A 15,268-nucleotide genomic window follows, 5' to 3' on the forward strand; every position below is an offset into this window, starting at 1 on the left:
GGCGCAAAAAAGGGGGCGTTTTTATGTTTTCAGCGCCATTTTTTGCGCCTGTTTTTAGGCTTTTTTGGCGAACGAGTGATTTCGGTAAAAAACGCGGATCATGCTGGGCAAAACGATGAGCAACAAAGGCAGCGCAGCCAGGAAACCACCGATAACGGCGATGGCCAATGGCTGGTGCAACTGCGCTCCCGCACCTATCCCGAGGGCCAGCGGAGCCAGGGCAATAATGGCACCCAGGGCGGTCATCAGTTTGGGGCGGAGCCGGGTGGAGATGGAGTACACGATCGCATCATCTATGCTGCTGTTTTTTGCGCTCTCGCGGAATTGCCAGAAAGTGAAGATGGCATTCTCGCCAATGATACCCACGATCATGATAAGCCCGGTGTAGCTGCCCACATTCAGCGGGGTTTGGGTAAGGTATAGGGCCAGCATGCTGCCGCCGATGCCCAGCACCGCTACCACCAAAATCAGCAAGGCTATCCTGAATTGCCGGAACAGGAATAGTATCACCCCGAACACCAAAAGGCTGGAGGTAATCAATATCATCAGCAACTCTTTGAACGATTGCTGCTGCTCGGCGTAGGCGCCGCCATATTCCACATGATATCCGGGCGGCAGGTTCACCTTATCGCGGATGCCTTTTTGTATGGCGGGCATCACGCTGCCCAGATCGGCATTTTCTAAACGGGCGCTGATAACGCCCATAGCCTGCAGGTTTTCGCGTTCCACCTCGGCATCGCCTGGGTGCAACTCTACTGTGGCCAGCGAGGTAATCGGTACCAGCCGGCCATCCGCCAGAAATACGTTGAGATTTTTGATGCCCGCCACATCCTGCAGGCGGCTGCCCGGGTACACCATGCGTATGGGCGACTGCTGCTCCCGCTCGAACAGGTTACCAATGACGTTCCCTTCCAGGGCGGATTGTACTTGTGTTTGCAGGGCAGCGGGCGTAAGGTTGTATTGCGCCAACTTACTATAATCGGGCACGATGTTTACCGATGGCCCCGCTATCACTATGCCGTCGAACACATCCGCAGTGCCTTTTACATTGGTGGTAATATCGGCTATCTGTTTGGCAAGGCCTTGCAGTTTTGCCTGGTCATCCCCAAAAACCTTTATTTCGATAGGTTGGGTAGAGGTCATCAAATCGCCCAGCATATCGCCAATTACCTGCCCAAAATCAACCCGCAGGGCGGGCTGCGATGCTTCTATCTGTAGGCGCAAATCGCTTATTACTTCTTCAGACGTTTTCTCATGGCCCTTTTTCAACTGGATAAGGTAATCGCCGGTGTTCGGTTCGGTAATAAAGAAGCCCATTTGGGTACCCGTGCGGCGCGAGTAGGCGGCCACATCCGGTTCTTTGATAATGAGTTTTTCGATCTCGCGCAGCATCCGGTCGGTTTCTTCCAGGGAGGTGCCGGGAGGGGAGGTATAATCCAGCACGATGCTGCCCTCGTCCATATCGGGCAAAAAGCCGGTCTCCAGTTTGCCGGGGATGAATACGATAACCAGCACCAGGCCCGCAATCAGAATAATGCTGATTAGGGGATTGAGGATGAAGAACGATACCCAGCGTTGCTGCTTTACCTCGTGTGCTTCTTCTTTGGCCTGTTTATTTGCGGGTTTTTCTTTAGTAAGCAGCAGGTATATCACCGGCAGGCCCACCCAGGTTACCAAAAAGGAACAGGCGAGGGTAATGATCATGGTGTTGGTCATCACCTTAAAGTAGGCGCCGGCAACACCTGTCATCATCAGGAAAGGGATAAATATTACGATGGTGCTGATAGACGAGCCTATCATGGCCGGCAACAGATAGTCGATAGCTTTTTTCAGCAAGGTGAGGGTCGGCTCTTCGGGGTGCTCCTCGTGAGTGCGGTGTATCTGTTCTACCACTACTATCGCATCATCTATAATCAAACCGATTGCCGCCGCTATGGCACCCAGCGTCATGATGTTGAGCGTATAGCCCCAGGCATACAGCACCACCAGCGTAAGGCAAAGCGTTATGGGGATGGTGATGAGTATCGTAGCGCTGGCCTTGAGCGAACGCAGGAAGATGATGGCCACGATGATGGCCAGTGCCAGGCCTATCCACAGGCTGTCGCTTACGCTCTTTACCGATTCGTTCACGAAGTCGGCCTGTACGTAATAAGGCTTAAGGCTTACGCCTTTGGGCAGCACCTTTTGCAGCTCGGCCACCTTGGCAGTCATGGCGGCAGATAAATCCACCAGGTTGGAGTTGGGCTGTTTAATAACCGCTATCAGCACCCCCTCATGGCCATTGGCGTTTATTTTGGTGTATTCTACGCCGGGGTTTATCTGTATCTCGGCGATATCTTTCAGTTGTATTACCCGCTTGCGGTTATTGCTCAGCACCAGGTTCTGCAATTGTTCGCTTGTGTTTACGCTGGCATCGGTAACGGTAAGGTACAGCATCTTATAATCGGCCAGGTACCCGTTAGATTTGATGAACGCCGTTTGCGTAAGCGTGTTGCTGATCATATCGGGCGTAAGGCCAAGCGCGCTCATTTTCTGCCTGTCAAGCACCAGCCAGTATTCTTTGGTTTTGCCACCTATCACCCTAATCTCCGATACCCCATCCACCTGCGAAAGGAAGGGTTTTACAGTATAGGTGGCCAGTTGCTTCAGTTCTATGGGCGATAGGTTATGGCTCTCCAAAGTGTAGCCGCTTACGGGTAGTATCGATGGGTTCATCTTCTCCACCGAAACGTTTACATCGGGAGGCATATCGTTTTTTATCTGTGCTATGCGACTTTCTATGCGTTGCTGGCTCAGGTCGATATCGGCATCCCAGTTCATATAGGCCGATATTTCGCAGCTGCCTCGGCTGGTGGTGCTGCGCACGTAATGCAGATCGGGCACTTGTTTAATGGCGTTCTCCAGCGGCTTGGTCACCGTTACCATCATCTTGTTCACCGGCTGCAGGCCCGCATCGGCAATGATTTTTATCTTGGGGAAAGTAATCTCGGGGAAGAGCGAGGTTTGCAGGCGCGAGTAGGAAAATATACCGCCCAGCAGCACAATAAAGAGCACCAGGCTTATGGGCTTTTTATGGGTGATGAAGTAGTTTTCCAGCTCGTTCATGGTTTTACTATTTTAACCTTCGCGGTATCGGCCAAACCATAATTGCCAGTAACGGCTATCCTGTCGTTAGTGTTGAACCTGGGCGAGAGTATCTCTACCCTGCCGCCCGATTCGATGCCTTTTTTAACCATTGTTTTTACGGCGGTGGTATCGTTAATCAGCTTCATCACCCAAAACTCGTCCTGCGTTTCGTTGGAAAGGATGGCCGATTTGGGTAGGGCCGGTGCGCTGCTTTTGGCGGTTTTGATGATGAGCGCGCGGGCCACCAAATTCTCGGGGATGGGGTGGCTGCTGCCAACTTTTATGACGATGCCCTGCGTTTGCGAAAGGGTATCTACCGATGGCATGGAAGATGCTACGTGCCCAATCAGTTTTTCGCCGTCGGGCAAGGTTAGCGTAAGCGTTTGATTGGCTGCCATTACACGCTTAAGCTCGTAAGGCAACTGCATCACGAAGGCGAAACTCTCCTTGTCGCTGATGGTGGCCAGTTGTTCGCCATCCTGCACGTAATCGCCTACCTGGTGCGTTAAATCGGTTACATAGCCACTGCGCGATGCCCTGATACGGTTGATGCCTGAGAAATGGAAAGTGGTATCCAGCACGTTGATGGTGTTGCCTATGCTTTGCGCCTCCTTGGTTTTTATCACGAACATCAGCTGCCCTTTTTCTACATAATGCCCCGGCTGTATGGCAACCTGCTGTATGTAACCGATGGCGTTGGCCTTTACGTAATTCTTTTGCATAAAGGTAGAGGTAGCGTTCAATTCGATAGAATCGGCCAGGGCGCTGTTGGCGACGGTGGTAACGGTTACGGGTGTTTGGGGGTTGGCAACCTCCTCTTCATCGTCTGCCGGGGCACCGCCGCCGCAGCTGTATGCCGCCATGGCTACCACGCAGGCCAGTAAAACGGTAATGGGTTTTAAATATCGTTTCATCATCATCTGCTCCAGTAATTGAGTTGGTTTATAAGTTGCAGCCGACTTATCACGTTTTGCGCCAGCTGGTTTTTTATGCTGAGGTAGCTGTTTATGGCCAGTATCAGGTCGGCAATTTTCAGGTCGCCGGTTTGCATTAGCTGGGTGTTTACTTTGATCAGGCTCTCGGCGTATTTGAATTGTTCGTTTATCTCGGTAATCAGTTTGTCGTATTCGTCAATCTGCTGGTTAAGCTGGTTTATCTGCTGCCGGTATTGGTTAAAGTAAAACGCTTTGTACACCTGCTGCGTTTCCTGCTCCAGCGCCAGCTTTTTGTAGGCCAGCTTTTTTTGCCCCCCATCATAAATAGGCATGGTAAGGCTAAAGCCCACGCTGGCGCCCAGGTTTTTGTAGTACTGGCTGGTCAGATCAGAGTTGTAGCCCCCGTCGGCAAAGGCGCTTAGTTTGGGGCGATAACTATAATCGATAAGTTTACGGCTATTGGCCAGGCGAAGGCTATCCAACTGGTATTGTTTGAAGAAAATGCTATTGCTGCGGTCGTAAATTACAGCTCGCTGCAGCTCGGGTTTGGCAATCCCGGTGATGGTGGTATCGGCAATACCGCTGAGGTAGTTAAGCGTAGCATAATCTGTTTTGTACTGCAGCTTGCTTTGCGATAGCTGCAACTGCGCACCCTTCAGCGTTACCAAAAAGGCCAGGTAATCGGTTTGGCGGTACACGTTGTTGCGGGTGAGTTTTTTAAGCAGGTCCTCTTCGCCCTTGAGCAGGTCTACCACTTCCTGGTTGAATTGCTGCTGTTGCAGGCTGCCGTAAGCGGTGATGTACTGGCCGATGATGGTGCGCCGCAGATCCTGCTCGGATAGTTTGATGCTGTTTCGCAACGAATCCTGGCTGAGGCCGATAGCTGCGAACTGGCTGCCGAGATAATCTTTACCTATGAACGTTTTGCTGACCGTGAGCAGGCCGTTGAGCGAATGTTCGTTAGTGATGGCCGGGGCATAGCCGTAGCCTTTTATAACGGGGGCGTAGAGTCCGCCCGCATTCAGGGAAACCTGCGGTTTAAAGCCCGCCCGGATGCGTACGCTATCTATCTGTGCCGAGAGTACCTGGTTGTTGAGGTCTTTGATCAGCGGACTATTCTTAAGCGCTTGCTGCAGGTACCCATCCAGCGTTTTGGTTTGCCCGAAACAGCTACTGCCGATGGCAAGGAAAGCAAACAGGTAGAGTAGGTGTTTCATTTAATATAAAATATACGGCTTTTGCCTCATGTGCTATGGGCGTAAAGGTGTAATACAATTCTGTGGGAATTTTGGACGGGGGGAGGGATTTGTGGATATTCCGCGTGGCGATTTGACTCACCCCGACGGCCCGCATGCGCGTGCGTCGAACCTCTCTGCTTCGCAAAGAGGGTGAAGAAAATATATAAAGAAATAAGCTCAATTTCTCTCCTTCTTTGCGCAGAGCAGGGGGGCGAGCATAGCAAAGACCGGGGGAGTCGACTCGTGACGCGGACTTACGGACGTATTTCAAACACTCAAGGCTTTCGCTTTGCTTCAATCATCCTAAAAGCGTCCTCCATAGAAATTCGTTCGCCATCGTCTTCTCTTTTGCTTCGTCGTAAAGGCGCACATCTTCCAAATCCTCCAGCTTTTCCACTATAGCCTCAAACTCATCAAAAGTAAGTACTACAAACGAGTTATTACCGTCGCTATCTTTTAGATATTGTGGATGTACGGGTAGCATAGTTCTGTATTAAAATCTCGCAGGGATTTCGGCTTGTATGGAAAATTGAAATCACGTAAACAAACTTCGTTCTTTGATTCACCCTGCACACTATCAGATAAGGAAAGCCTTTAACTTTAGCAACACGATAAATTTCAGAGAATCTCACGTTGTAATGCAATGGATTAGTTTCAATCCGGTTTAACTTGCCAGTAACCGCATTATAAAACTTGGAGCCTAAGCCAATTCTGTGGAGTAACTGATACCTTCATATAACAAATTTACAATTCGCATTTTCGATAAACAACAGTGCTTCATCATGGTAGAGCTTTATACAAAAACAGCGGGGTAAGCACCATGTTCAATAGTATCATCAGGATGCTTAAGGCCTTGTTGAACTTCCCGCCGGTCTTTTGCAGGAAAACACCCAGCGCTATACCGCCGAAGAGCATCATAGCGGCATCGAAGTAAGTGAGCACATCCGGATCGGGCGGGTAAAAATCTATATGGAACAGGCCCAGCACATCGGGCAGGTATAAATAAATATCGTACAGGCAGAGGATATAGAGGATGGTTAAGGTAACAAGCCGACGCATGGCTATAAAGCTACTTATATCTTCCGAAAATAAAAAAGCCTCCCAATTTTCATCAGAAGGCTTTTCAAAACTCAAAAGTTCAATTACAATTTCTTATCCACCTGTACGGTGATAGTCTTTGCTTTATCCTGATGCTGAGCCGTCTTAACGCCTCCGTGGTTCACATTTAAATGCGGTGCGATAACCAACGACACGATAGACATCAGTTTGATGAGGATGTTCATCGACGGGCCGGAGGTATCCTTGAACGGATCGCCTACGGTATCGCCGGTTACGGATGCTTTGTGCGGTTCTGATTTTTTGTAATAGATCTCGCCGTTTATCTCTACGCCTTTCTCGAACGATTTCTTGGCGTTATCCCACGCACCGCCTGCGTTGCTCTGGAATATACCCATCAGCACACCGCTTACGGTAACACCGGCCAATAAACCACCCAATACTTCGGGACCGAAAACAAAGCCGATAATAATTGGCGTAATCAAAGCGATAAGTCCCGGTGCAACCATCTCGCGAATAGAAGCCTTGGTAGATATCTCTACGCATTTCTCATACTCGGGGCGGGCTTTGTATTCCATAATGCCCGGTATCTCGCGGAACTGGCGGCGAACTTCCTCTACCATCGCCATTGCTGCACGGCCCACTGCCGATATACACAATGCCGAGAAGATGAATGGTATCATACCACCCACAAATAAGCCCGCAAGTACGTTAGCCTTATAAATATCAATATGCTCGATGCCTGCTACGCCCACAAAGGCAGCGAACAAGGCCAGCGAAGTCAACGCTGCAGAAGCAATAGCGAAACCTTTACCGGTTGCGGCAGTTGTGTTACCCACTGCATCCAGGTTATCGGTACGGTGGCGCACTTCTTCGGGTAGGCGGCTCATTTCGGCAATACCGCCGGCGTTATCGGCAATAGGGCCGAAAGCGTCGATAGCCAACTGCATAGCCGTAGTAGCCATCATACCAGCCGCGGCAATAGCCACGCCGTATAAACCTGCAAAAAAGTAAGAACCATAAATACCGGCAGCTAACACCAAAATTGGCAATACGGTCGATTCCATACCCACGGCCAAACCGCCGATGATATTGGTAGCATGCCCTGTTGCTGACTGCCTGATAATGCTCATTACCGGGCGTTTGCCCATAGCGGTATAGTACTCGGTGATGATACTCATTAAAGTACCTACAACCAAGCCTACCATTATCGACCCAAAAACGCCGTTTTTGGTAAACACCAACGAACCTGCCTTAACAGCATGGTCGGCATCTTCATCGCGTAGCATGTGGAAACTATCGTTTGGCAGCATCCATTGTACTAAAAAGTAAGTAGCTATGGCCGTTAATACGATGGAAGCCCAGTTGCCTATGTTCAGTGCTTTTTGCACGCTATCGGTTTCGTTTTTGATTTTAACAAGCGAAGCGCCTACAATAGAAAATATCAAACCTAAACCGGCTATCACCATCGGCAATAATACCGGCGCTATGCCACCGAATGCATCATGCGATACGATTTCTCTACCCAAAACCATGGTAGCCAGCATCGTTGCCACGTAAGAGCCGAACAAATCGGCACCCATACCGGCCACGTCGCCTACGTTATCGCCCACGTTATCGGCAATGGTAGCCGGGTTGCGTACGTCATCCTCGGGGATGCCTGCTTCAACTTTACCCACTAAATCCGCGCCTACGTCGGCCGCTTTGGTGTATATACCGCCGCCAACGCGTGCAAATAAAGCTATCGACTCTGCACCCAGCGAAAAGCCCGCCAATACATCAAGCGCTTTCGCCATAGCTTCGCCGTTTACATCGGCACCTACAACGTTTTTAACATACAAAGTATAAAAAACGATAAATAACGAACCTAAGCCTATGATGGCCAAACCGGCAACGCCAAGGCCCATCACCGTACCGCCTGTAAACGATACTTTAAGCGCCTGCGCCAGACTTGTTTTGGCGGCCTGCGTAGTACGTACGTTAGATTTAGTTGCTATGCGCATGCCCAGATACCCGGCAAATGCCGAGAGGAACGCACCGATTAAAAACGAAATCGCAATAATCGGGTCGGATGTGGCCACTGTGGTGCCGCTCCAGGCCAGCAATATGGCCGCTACTACTACAAAGTAGCCCAGTATCTTCCATTCGGCGCGTAAGAATGCCATTGCCCCATCGGCAATGTAGCCCGCCAGCTCGTTCATAGATGCGTCGCCGGTTTCCTGTTTGGTTACCCAGGCCGATTTAATGGCCATAACGAGTATCCCCACAAGGCCAAAAACGGGAATTAAATAAATTAAGTAATTGTTCAAAAAATCCATATTCAATAGTTGGTTATAAGTGTGCTTTTTAAAATTACACGCGGGGACGTGCTATAATTGGTTAGCGCAAAATAGTAAAATTAATTTCTTTACAATAGAATGTATTATTATAAAGTTTTAAGCTGGATTTAAAGCTCCTGTCAGGGCCTGATTCGTTGCACCGATAATATCCTGTTGGAGGCAAAATCGCCCGCTTGGAGCGCTTTTACCAATGTTTTTAACAAGCCGTCGGCTACCTTGCTACTGCCTTTGCCGGGTTTAAAAACCTGTAGACGTTAAGGCGTAAAGTCATAAACAAAAAGCCTTACGTTATTTGCTGCGGGGATAGTAATGCTGCCATGCTTTTCGTCCTCATCTGATAGGTGGAGGTATGCTGTTATCCGTGTATAATCAGTCGGAAGCCAATCGTCCGACCGAGACGCGGATGTTAAATTAACTTTTGATAAGTCTTTAACATTCCCGCTACTTTTACTTGCTCCATATTTGAGCTCGACTTGCCTGCAAATTCGCCTGTATCGCTCCACCAGTGCCGCTCTACTTTTTGGCGCAATCTTTTTATCAGTTAGATTATCAGTAGGGAAATTATTTGTGTCCCATACATAAATAATTCGATTGATGGTAGAATCTGCTCCGTTGTAAAAATAATAAACTAAAAGATCGGGGATGTTTTTCTCTTTCCGCCTATAGATCACCGGCGGCGGCAAATCGGGGTCTGAAGAAAAAGGATGCCGGCTCGTAAAAACTTCGCTTTTCAGCTTATTTTCTATCATTATAAAATAGCCTAATTTACGCCCATGGATGTCAATTTCGAGATTTTGTGCTAAAACGACCGACGATGAGAAAACCAACAGGAATGTGATAATTTTATTACGCATTGTAAAAGGTTATTACTTTTGGCGGTAGATGCTTAGATTTATTTAATTTCTAAATTAACGATTATTCCCCTATATTAACCACAAACTAAAATTAATGGCATCTGATACTTCTCAACCTAAAATGAAACACGAACTGAGCACCTGATTCGAAGTGCCATATTATCAAGTCTCTTAAATCTTCAGCCTAATTCCTAAACTATTATCAGCATTTTAAACATGAAGTTAAAAATCCTATTCTTATTACCTCTCTTCTTCGCATTTCGTTCATATAGCCAAGGCACGTTAAGTGTAGAAGGCATTTGGATACCGGTTGAAACAAAGTCTATTTCAGGGATTCCTATGAGGTATGACATGGGATATTCCCGGTTAGAGTTCAGCAATTCCAACGATTCCACTGTAAGGGCGTACGAATGGTTTATTATTAACGGAGACATACGTTTTAAAGATGATAAATACGAGATAAAAGATAGTACGCTGCGCATCCAAAATAACTTTTTTTCAAAGGCGTATGCAATAACCTTATTGACCGATACACAGCTTGGTTTAACATCTGGAGGGAAGAGTTATCTTTTCACTAAAATACAAAGCGTAAAAAGTTTAAAAGATGTAAGTCCCAAACGCCTCGAGCCGCCCGTTTTTAAAGGTAATTTGCGGGAATCCATTGATAAAGCTTTGTTGTCCTTTCCGGCAAATGACACCTCGGAAACTTATCGGGTTTCTTTTAGAATTGATGAAACCGGAGGGCTTGACAGCATGGTTGTTAAAAATATCACCATACATGATTCAGTATATAAGGCAATTGAAGTTTTGGTTTTGGCAACTGCAAAAAAGTGGAGACCGGGAAAATTGAATGGCGTAAAAAAGAAGATGAAAGTAGAATTGGACATTTATAGGATGTCGGCATTTGCCCGGAGTTTAAAAGCAAAGAACTACCAGGAATTACTTACGGCACTATTCACAATGGGCAGTGATTATCATAAATCGGGAGATAAAAGCAAAGCACTTATATACTACAAAGAGTGCGCGCGGCTCTTTAATTGTATAGCCTCGACGGAGACATATAACCCCTCACTTGATTTCGTAGCATCCGATTTTATTAAAAAAACCAACGTAAAAGCAGTAATGAATTCGGCGCTTATCTATTTTGAGGCGGGAAACATAAAAGAGGCTTGCAAACACTGGGTAACTGTGATTAATGACGATGCGGAAGCTTTAGAACTTTGTAACAAGTACTACAAATCATTGAATTGAAAGTAGGGTTTGTTACCTGCCTATTTGTTTGCTCATTAGCCCGCCGGCTTCGCATGCGACTTAAGCGGATATGGCATCCCCTGAAAGTTAGCCTCCCTTTTTAGCACTTTCTTAAGCCCGTTATACACAAAGCAATTGAGGTAAAATCAATATCGTCAGCTATCTCTATCTTCTCTTCCGGTAAGTTTGGCTATGCATTCAAATCGGAGTTAAGTTTGATGAATTGCATTGTCAATAATAATAATTATTCCTATTTTAAGCCCTTAAACCAAATCTTAATGGCATCTGATACTTCCCAACCTAAAATGAAACACGAACTGAGCCTGCTCGACGGCACCATGCTGGTAGCGGGCTCTATGATCGGTTCCGGTATATTTATCGTAAGCGCGGATATTACCCGCAACGTAGGCTCGGCCGGCTGGCTGATAGCCGTTTGGCTCATCACCGGTTTCATGACGCTTACCGCGGCCCTCAGCTACGGCGAACTCAGCGGCATGTTCCCCAAAGCGGGCGGACAATATGTGTACCTAAAAGAATCGTACAACAAACTAGTGGCTTTCTTATACGGATGGAGCTTCTTTGCGGTTATACAAACGGGTACTATAGCTGCCGTGGGTGTGGCGTTCTCGAAATTTGCGGCTTATTTATATAAGCCCGTCAGCGAAGACCATATCCTCTTCCCTTACAACCATTACCTGGCAAAAGGCGAGGTACGCGAAACTTTGAGCATCAGCGCAGCCCAGGTGGTTTCTATCGTGCTCATCTTCTTCCTGACCTTTGTAAATACAAAAGGCGTAAAAAGCGGCAAAATTATACAAACCACTTTTACGTTAACTAAGCTGCTGAGTTTATTCGGCCTGATAGTTTTTGGATTTTTAGCATTCAAACCCGAAATATGGAGCGCCAACTGGACAGATGCCTGGAACCTGCACCAACTGACTGCCGAAGGTGTAAGCACCGGTACTAATTATACCATGATTGCGGCCCTGGGTGCTATATCTATCGCGATGGTGGGTTCTATCTTCAGCAGCGATTCGTGGAACAGCGTTACCTTTATAGCCGGCGAAATGAAAAACCCTAAACGCGACGTGGCACTGAGCCTGGCCCTGGGTACCATAATCGTTACCATTATTTATGTGTCTGCCAACGTGGTTTACACAGGCGTGCTCTCGCTGCATGATATTGCTACCGCCGAAAAAGACCGTGTTGCCGTGGCAGCTTCCAGCGTAATATTTGGTAAGGAAGGCACCATCATCATCGCCGTGATGATCATGATATCTACCTTTGGCTGCAACAATGGCCTCATTATGGCAGGTGCAAGGGTTTACCATACCATGGCCAAGGATGGTTTGTTCTTTAAACGCACAGGTACTTTAAATAAAAACGCCGTGCCGGAGTTTGGCCTATGGATACAGGCTGTAGTAGCCTCGCTGCTTTGCCTGAGCGGTCGTTACGGAGACCTGCTGGATATGATATCCTTTGTGGTGGTGATATTTTATATCATGACCATTGGGGGCATCTACATCCTGCGCCGCAAACTGCCCAATGCCGAGCGGCCATACAAAGCTTTCGGTTACCCGGTGCTGCCCGCTATATATATATTAATGGGTGCTGCATTTTGTGTGCTGCTTTGCATTTACAAATGGCAATACCCGGTTTACGGTTTAATTATCGTGCTGATAGGCATACCTATTTACTTTATATCGCAGGCCGGTGTTAAACCCGAGCGCGACGCAGTAGTTTAATAGAATACTATGTTTCACGCAAAGCCGCGAAGGCGCTAAGATGTAAAGTTTTGTTCTTTGCGGCTTAGCGCCTTTGCGTGCAAAAAAAATCGACGATTTGAATAGGAAAATAAAAACACTGGCAATATTTGGCCTGCTTGCCGTAGCCGGTCAGCTTCATGCCCAAACCCTTCAGCAAAAACTGCAAACCGCATTTAACAAGCTGCAGCAGGATAGCCAGTGCAAATACGCCACGCTGTCTCTAACCGTGCTTGATGCCAAAACCGGCGAGCAGGTGTTCGCCGCCAACCCGGATATGGGCCTGGCACCCGGCTCTACCTTAAAAACGGTTACCAGCATCACCTCATTTTTTGTTCTGGGGAAGGATTTCCAGTTCGAGACTACTGTAGGCTACACCGGCAGCATCGATAATAAAGGCACCCTCACCGGCGATATCATCATCAAAGGCAGCGGCGACCCTACCCTGGGTAGCTGGCGCTATGCCACTACCAAAGAGGGCTATGTTTTGAACTGCATGGTGGAGGCCATCAAAAAGGCAGGCATCAAAAAAATACAGGGCAAGATCATCGGCGACGACGGCCAATTCAACCACCAAAGCATCCCCGATGGTTGGATATGGCAGGACCTGGGTACCTACTATGGCGCAGGCATTGCAGGCCTCTGCTGGCGCGAGAACCAGTTCGACATTAAGCTGAACACCGGCAGCGTTGGCGAAGCCATTACCGTTGCAGGCACCGTTCCAGATACTTATTACCTGCAATACAAAAGCGAACTCACCACCGGCGCAGCCCACACCGGCGACCTGGCTTACCCCTACCTGCCGGGCTTCAACAGCAAAACCATGTACCTGCGCGGCACCTACGCTATCGATCAAAGCAAGAAAACTATCTCTGCCGCCATCCCCGACCCTGCGTACGATGCGGCCCTGCGCCTGAGCGATACCCTAAAGAAGATAGGCATAACAGTAAGTACCGAACCGGCTTCCTCCTTATCCTTAAAGGAAAAATCATTAGTTGTGCCTGCTGCCACCGGCAGCTTAACCGTTATTAAATCGCCCGAGCTAAGCAAAATTGTTTACTGGCTTAACCAAAAAAGTGTAAATCTGTATGCCGAGCAATTGCTGGCCACCATATCCACTAAATTGGGCAAAGGCTCAGTTACCGGCGACGGCGTAGAAGCCATGCAGGATTTTTGGGAGGCCAAAGGCATAGACCACCGCGCTATGAACATTTACGATGGCAGCGGCCTCTCGCCCGAGGACAGGATAACCTCATCTACCATCGCCCACATTTTGCAGGCCGCCCATCAGGAAAAATGGTTCGGCGATTTTTACGAGAGCCTGCCCGTTTACAACGACATGAAGATGAAAAGCGGCAGCATCAGCGGCGTACAAGCCTATGCCGGTTTCCAAACCAATAAGGGCCGCGAACTTTGCTTCTCTATTATGGTGAACAATTACAACGGCTCGGGCAGCGGCATCAGGGCGAAGATGTTTGCGGTGCTGAATGAGATGAAGTGAGGTAAGAAGTAAGAGATTAGAATCAAGAGACAAGACAGAAGAAACTCTCCACCGCGTCATTGCGAGGCACGAAGCAATCTCCCGATAGGAGAATCGACATGCTCAGTGGCTCTGCCTGTGTAGAGATTGCTTCGTTCCTCGCAATGACGAGTTTTTTCAAATAAACCCAATGCACACCGTAAAAAGCATATTCGCTGCCAAAACGCTGTACTGGCACCTGGTCATCAGGCTGGTGCTGTTTTGCTTTTGCGTTGGCTTAGGTTATATATTCGTGGTGCCACTTATTTACTGGAGCATACTTGGCGAAGGGGCCGTTGGCGATCGTATCGCCGAAGAGCCCTTGAATGCTTTCCTCTTTCAATACGGCGCACTAATCCTGGCGCTCTTGATTATCGCCGTACTCACCGGCCTGAACGTCAGGAAGAAAGATTTCGCCAGGGCGAAATCATACGTCATAACAGGATTAATCGTCACTATACTATATTTGTTTAAAGAACCTATTGCCGCTTTGATTTTTTAACCCGCATTAATTCGTCGAAATGAAAAGCAGCATCATAAAAGAAATCTACTGGCTGGGTGCTCTTCTATTGTTGGCCGGCATCTACGTTTTTGTGCGCGACAAACTCATGATAGACGATATCAATGCGCACGACACTTATTATATTGGCGGCTGGCCTTCTATATCCACAACTATTTTCTCAGCCTGGGTAAAACTGGTTTTTGTAGTATTTTCAATAAGGGCTATCATCACGAGGTTCCGTAATAACTACACGCTATACATTCTGGCTGCCTGCTGCATATTGATTATCTTTAGCTTACAAAGAACAACCGTAAATTTATCGACTTTCGAATTTCCGCCCGATAAACCAACACCTTCGATAACGTCGACAATACAAAGCACAGAGTCTCCGCCTGTCACCGGCCTTTTTTATGGGGAATCGCCGATGGTATCTTTAATGACAGGTGGCGTACAGGCATTGTTAATGATCTTTATGGTTTTCCTGGGCATACGGATTGGACGAAATCGATATAATTGATAGAACCTTATGCCCTTGCGAGAGTAATAGCCCATGAATAGACATAAAAAATGTGTATATTTAAGGTAAATGAATGTAGGAGAAGTATTTACAAGATTTCCGAGTCAGGAAGTCTGTATAGATTATCTGGAAGGGCTTAGGTGGCAGCATGAGCCGCAATGTCCTTAC

13 protein-coding genes are annotated in these 15,268 nt (G+C 47.8%); 5 read left to right on the forward strand and 8 right to left on the reverse strand.

The window, feature by feature from the left end; genetic code table 11:
- Positions 1–54: 54 nt before the first annotated feature.
- The 8 genes from AC1DYT_RS02555 to AC1DYT_RS02590 all read right to left on the reverse strand — a co-directional run bounded on the left by AC1DYT_RS02555 (position 55) and on the right by AC1DYT_RS02590 (position 9,548).
- Positions 55–3,105 (reverse strand): efflux RND transporter permease subunit, encoded by a 3,051-nt coding sequence (locus AC1DYT_RS02555; RefSeq protein WP_477468074.1) that lies wholly within the window; start codon positions 3,103–3,105, stop codon positions 55–57.
- On the reverse strand, positions 3,102–4,046 hold the full coding sequence (locus tag AC1DYT_RS02560) for an efflux RND transporter periplasmic adaptor subunit (RefSeq protein ID WP_477468075.1): 945 nt from the start codon (positions 4,044–4,046) through the stop codon (positions 3,102–3,104). The genes AC1DYT_RS02555 and AC1DYT_RS02560 overlap by 4 nt, the downstream gene beginning before the upstream one ends.
- Positions 4,043–5,278 (reverse strand): TolC family protein, encoded by a 1,236-nt coding sequence (locus AC1DYT_RS02565; protein WP_477468076.1) that lies wholly within the window; start codon positions 5,276–5,278, stop codon positions 4,043–4,045. Before AC1DYT_RS02565 ends, AC1DYT_RS02560 begins: the two co-directional genes overlap by 4 nt.
- 319 nt (positions 5,279–5,597) lie before the next feature.
- On the reverse strand, positions 5,598–5,783 hold the full coding sequence (locus AC1DYT_RS02570) for a helix-turn-helix domain-containing protein (protein ID WP_477468077.1): 186 nt from the start codon (positions 5,781–5,783) through the stop codon (positions 5,598–5,600).
- Positions 5,749–6,009 carry a type II toxin-antitoxin system RelE/ParE family toxin gene (locus AC1DYT_RS02575; protein WP_477468096.1) on the reverse strand — a complete coding sequence of 87 codons (261 nt, stop codon included), beginning with the start codon at positions 6,007–6,009 and terminating at the stop codon, positions 5,749–5,751. Before AC1DYT_RS02575 ends, AC1DYT_RS02570 begins: the two co-directional genes overlap by 35 nt.
- 70 nt (positions 6,010–6,079) lie before the next feature.
- Positions 6,080–6,358, reverse strand: a complete 279-nt coding sequence (locus AC1DYT_RS02580; RefSeq protein WP_477468078.1) for a hypothetical protein — start codon at positions 6,356–6,358, stop codon at positions 6,080–6,082.
- Between the two features lie 83 nt (positions 6,359–6,441).
- Positions 6,442–8,673: a sodium-translocating pyrophosphatase gene (locus tag AC1DYT_RS02585; RefSeq protein ID WP_477468079.1), complete on the reverse strand. Its 2,232-nt coding sequence runs from the start codon at positions 8,671–8,673 to the stop codon at positions 6,442–6,444.
- 275 nt (positions 8,674–8,948) lie between these two features.
- On the reverse strand, positions 8,949–9,548 hold the full coding sequence (locus AC1DYT_RS02590) for a hypothetical protein (RefSeq protein ID WP_477468080.1): 600 nt from the start codon (positions 9,546–9,548) through the stop codon (positions 8,949–8,951).
- Between the two features lie 216 nt (positions 9,549–9,764).
- Between AC1DYT_RS02590 and AC1DYT_RS02595 the strand changes: the two genes are divergently transcribed.
- From AC1DYT_RS02595 to AC1DYT_RS02615, 5 genes are all read left to right on the forward strand, one after another.
- Positions 9,765–10,799, forward strand: a complete 1,035-nt coding sequence (locus tag AC1DYT_RS02595) for a hypothetical protein (protein ID WP_477468081.1) — start codon at positions 9,765–9,767, stop codon at positions 10,797–10,799.
- A 305-nt stretch (positions 10,800–11,104) separates the two neighbouring features.
- Positions 11,105–12,544 carry an APC family permease gene (locus tag AC1DYT_RS02600; RefSeq protein ID WP_477468082.1) on the forward strand — a complete coding sequence of 480 codons (1,440 nt, stop codon included), beginning with the start codon at positions 11,105–11,107 and terminating at the stop codon, positions 12,542–12,544.
- Between the two features lie 97 nt (positions 12,545–12,641).
- Positions 12,642–14,063 (forward strand): D-alanyl-D-alanine carboxypeptidase/D-alanyl-D-alanine endopeptidase, encoded by a 1,422-nt coding sequence (gene dacB, locus AC1DYT_RS02605; RefSeq protein WP_477468083.1) that lies wholly within the window; start codon positions 12,642–12,644, stop codon positions 14,061–14,063.
- A 169-nt stretch (positions 14,064–14,232) separates the two neighbouring features.
- Positions 14,233–14,583, forward strand: coding sequence for a hypothetical protein (locus tag AC1DYT_RS02610; protein WP_477468084.1), 351 nt, complete (start codon positions 14,233–14,235; stop codon positions 14,581–14,583).
- Between the two features lie 19 nt (positions 14,584–14,602).
- Positions 14,603–15,100 carry a hypothetical protein gene (locus AC1DYT_RS02615; RefSeq protein ID WP_477468085.1) on the forward strand — a complete coding sequence of 166 codons (498 nt, stop codon included), beginning with the start codon at positions 14,603–14,605 and terminating at the stop codon, positions 15,098–15,100.
- Positions 15,101–15,268: the final 168 nt, after the last annotated feature.

This window comes from Mucilaginibacter sp. P1_D10, assembly GCF_056406215.1.